A 4,039-nucleotide genomic window follows, 5' to 3' on the forward strand; every position below is an offset into this window, starting at 1 on the left:
ATGGCCGCGCGACGGGAGAGGGCGCACATCGCCGCCTCACATGGGGCGTCCCCCGCCATGCCACCAGGGCCGGCGGGCGACGGCCCGCCGCTCTCCGGCAGATCCGGCGCCGGGCCGTTCAGAACAGCCTCTCGAACAGGCCCTCGCGGCGCCGCTGGATCACCGGGGTCTCGCCATCCACCGGCTCGCGGCCGAGGGCGGAATTCTCGCGCAGGCGCTGCGACTCGCGCTGCGGGTCCACCGCCACGCCGGGCGCCGGGGCGTCGCGCCAGAACATCAGCCGGTCCACCACGCTGCGGTCGGGCTGGTCGAGGCGGGTGCTCTCCTCGTCCACCTGGCCGCGGATGCCGGTGGGGACGCGCGGCCCGGCCTCGGCCAGCAGCGCCATCTCGCCCGAGGAGGGGGCGCTGGAGGCGCCGACGCCGAAGGCGGCGCCCGGCGCCACCGTGGCCTCGCCGGCGGCGCGGCCGCGCAGCTCCTGCGGGCGGGGGGTGCCGGGCCGCGGCGGCGGCAGGTCCCCCAGCGTCGGCGGCAGGGAGAGCGGGGCGCGGGTGACCACGCTGAACTCGTCCGGCGCGTCGCGCGTGAAGCCGAGGGTGCGGGCCGTGTCCGAGCCGCAGCCGGAGAGCAGCAGACCGCAGGCGAGCGGCAGGAGGGCGGCGCGGGCCCCGGGAAGAGCCGGGATGCGGAAGGGGAGCAGCCTCATGGCGTTTCCTTAGCCGTCTGTCGGGGGCGGAACAAGGCGTCGGCGATCAGCGCCACCACGCCGAGCACGATGGCGGCATCGGCGAGGTTGAACACGTACCAGTGGAAGGAGCCCACCCAGAAATCGGCGAAATCCACTACCGCGCCGAAGCGCAGCCGGTCGATGACGTTGCCGATGGCGCCGCCGACGATGCCGCCGAGCGCCACGGCGGTGAGGCGGTTCTCGGCCCGGGCCAGCCAGCGCAGCAGGAAGGCGACGACGGCCAGCGCCAGCAGGGCGAGGCCGGCGCGGTGCCAGACCGTGTCCCCCGCCAGCAGGCCGAAGGTGACGCCGCGGTTCCAGACCATGGTGAAGTCGAAGCCGAAGCTGCCGAAATCGAGCAGCTTCACCTGGAAGCGCTCCGGCAGGCGCAGCACCTCCAGGACCCACCACTTGCTGGCCTGGTCGGCCACCAGCAGCCCGGCGGCGATCGGCAGCCCCAGCTTCAGGCTCATGCGCCCAGGCTCACACCGTTCGGGCTCATGCCATTCGGGCTCATGCGGCGGCGCTCTCCACCACCGCCTCGCAGCGGCGGCAGAGGGTGGGGTGGGCGGCGGAGGCGCCGACCTCGGGCAACACGCGCCAGCAGCGCTCGCATTTCTGGCCGGGCGCGAGGTCGGTGGCGACCTCGGGCTGCGCCTCGCCGGACGGCTCGATGGCCACCTCGGAGACGATCAGCACCTCTTCCCACAATTCCGGCGGCAGCAGCCGGGCGGCCTCACCCGCCGCGCCGAAGCGCACCCGCGCCTGCAGCGAGGAGCCGATGCGGCCCTCCTTGCGGTCCAGCTCCAGCAGCTGGGTGGCGCCGCGGCGCGCTTCCCGCACGCGCTCCCACCGGGCGGCCAGCGCCTCGTCCCGCCACTCCGCCGGCACGGCGAAGAAATCCTCGAGGTGGACGGAGCCATCCTCGGAGGGGAAGCGGGCGAGCCAGGCCTCCTCCGCCGTGAAGGGCATGACGGGGGCGAGCCAGGTGGTCAGGCAGCGGTGCAGCGCGTCCAGCACGGTGCGGGCGGCGCGGCGGCGCGGGCTGTCCGCCGCGTCGCAGTAGAGGCTGTCCTTGCGGATGTCGAAGTAGAAGGCGGAGAGGTCCGTGGCGCAGAAGGCGTGGATCTCGGGGTAGACGCCGTTCCAGTCGTAATCCCGCACCGCCTTGCGCAGCCGGGCGTCCAGCTCGGTCAGGCGGTGCAGCACCCAGCGCTCCAGCTCGGGCAGCTCGGCATGGGGGAGCTTCTCGCCCTCCTCGAAGCCGTCGAGGTTGCCGAGCAGCCAGCGCAGCGTGTTGCGGATGCGCCGGTACAGCTCCGCCTGCTGCGCCAGGATGTTCTTGCCGATGCGCAGGTCGTCCGCCGTGTCCGAGTTCATCACCCACAGGCGGAGGATGTCGGCGCCGTACTGCTTCGTCACCTCCTGCGGCGCGGTGACGTTGCCGAGCGACTTCGACATCTTCCGGCCGGTCTCGTCCAGGACGAAGCCGTGCGTCAGGATCGCCTTGAACGGGGCGAAGCCGTTGGCGCCGACGCTCTCCAGCAGGGAGGAGTGGAACCAGCCGCGATGCTGGTCCGAGCCCTCCAGGTAGAGGTCGGCCGGCACCGGCAGGCCGCGGTCGCGCAGCACGAAGGCGTGGGTCGAGCCGGATTCGAACCAGACATCGACGATGTCCATCACCTGCTCATAGGCGTCCGGGTCACGGTCCGGGCCGAGGAAGCGGGCGGCGGCGCCGGGCCTGTACCAGGCATCCGCGCCTTCCTCGGCGAAGGCGGCGCAGACGCGGTCCAGCACCGCCTGGTCGCGCAGCACCTCGCCGGTGCGCTTCTCGACGAAGACGGCGATGGGCACGCCCCAGGCACGCTGGCGGCTGATGCACCAGTCCGGCCGCGCCGCCACCATCGAGCCGATGCGGTTGCGGCCCATGTCCGGCACGAAATGCGTCTCGGCGATGGCCTGGAGCGACTTGGCGCGGATCTGGTTGGCATCGTCCATGGCGATGAACCATTGCGGCGTCGCGCGGAAGATCACCGGCTTCTTCGAGCGCCAGCTATGCGGGTAGCTGTGGGTGATGAAGCCCTTGCCGGCGAGGTGGCCGGTGGCCTCCAGCGCCGCCCACACCGCGTCATGCGCCTTGAACACGTGCAGCCCCGTGAAGCCCGGCGCCTGCACCGTGTAGGTGCCGTCATCCCCCACGCATTCCGGCACGGCGATGCCATGGGCGCGGGTCAGGTGGAAATCGTCCTCGCCATGGGCGGGGGCCATGTGGACGAGGCCGGTGCCCGCCTCGGTGGTGACGAACTCGCCCTCCAGCAGCGGCACCTCGAACTGGTAGCCGCCCTGGTTTCCTTCCCAGCTCCGCAGCGGGTGGGCCGCGATGACGCCGGCCAGCTCCGTGCCCTTGAACACGCGCGTCACGCTGAAGGCGGCCAGCCCCACCTCCTTGGCGAAGGCGCCGATCAGCGCCTCGGCCACGATGAAGCGCTGGCCGGGGCGCACCAGGGTGGTGCCCTCCGCCACGCCATCCACCGTCAGCAGGGCGTAGTCGATCTCCCCGCCATAGGCGAGCGCGCGGTTCGCCGGGATGGTCCAGGGGGTGGTGGTCCAGATGATGGCCTCGGCGCCGATCAGATCGGCGGCTCCCGCCTTCACCACCGGGAAGCCGGTGTAGAGGATGGCCGACTTATGGTCGTGGTACTCGACCTCGGCCTCGGCCAGGGCGGTCTTTTCCACCGGGCTCCACATCACCGGGCGCAGGCCGCGGTAGAGGGAGCCGTTCATCAGGAACTTGCCGATCTCGCCGGCGATGGCGGCTTCCGAGGGGAAGTCCATGGTGGCGTAGCGCCCGGCCCAGTCGCCGGCGACGCCGAGGCGCTTGAACTCCTCGCGTTGCACGTCCAGCCAGTGGGCGGCGTAGGCGCGGCACTCGGCGCGGAACTCCAGCACCGGCACGGCGTCCTTGTCCCGCCCGCCCTGGTACTTGCCCTTGGGGTTGCGGTACTCCTCCTCGACCTTCCACTCGATCGGCAGGCCGTGGCAGTCCCAGCCGGGGATGTACTCGGCGTCCTTGCCGCTCATCTGGGCGGCGCGGTTGATGACGTCCTTCAGCACCTTGTTCAGCGCGTGGCCGATATGCAGCGCGCCATTGGCGTAGGGCGGGCCGTCATGCAGCACGAATTTCTCCCGCCCCGCCGACTGGGCGCGCAGGCGGTCCCACAGCCCGATCTTCTCCCACCGCTCCAGCCAGCCGGGCTCGCGCTTCGGCAGGTCGCCGCGCATCGGGAAGGGGGTCTGCGGCAGGAACACGGT

Annotated in this window: 3 protein-coding genes; all 3 read right to left on the reverse strand. The window is 72.1% G+C overall.

The genetic code is table 11. The features are described 5' to 3' along the window. Positions 1-118: 118 nt before the first annotated feature. A complete protein-coding gene (locus tag ACZJYS_RS23160; protein WP_109516763.1) occupies positions 119-706 on the reverse strand; it encodes a DUF3035 domain-containing protein in 588 nt (195 codons plus the stop codon). Further along, on the reverse strand, positions 703-1,200 hold the full coding sequence (gene lspA / locus ACZJYS_RS23165; protein ID WP_109516764.1) for a signal peptidase II: 498 nt from the start codon (positions 1,198-1,200) through the stop codon (positions 703-705). The genes ACZJYS_RS23160 and lspA overlap by 4 nt, the downstream gene beginning before the upstream one ends. A gap of 40 nt (positions 1,201-1,240) precedes the next feature. Next, a partial coding sequence (gene ileS / locus ACZJYS_RS23170; protein ID WP_493180481.1) for an isoleucine--tRNA ligase occupies positions 1,241-4,039 on the reverse strand: 2,799 nt, incomplete at its 5' end.

Source organism: Roseomonas sp. TS2 (genome assembly GCF_058833935.1).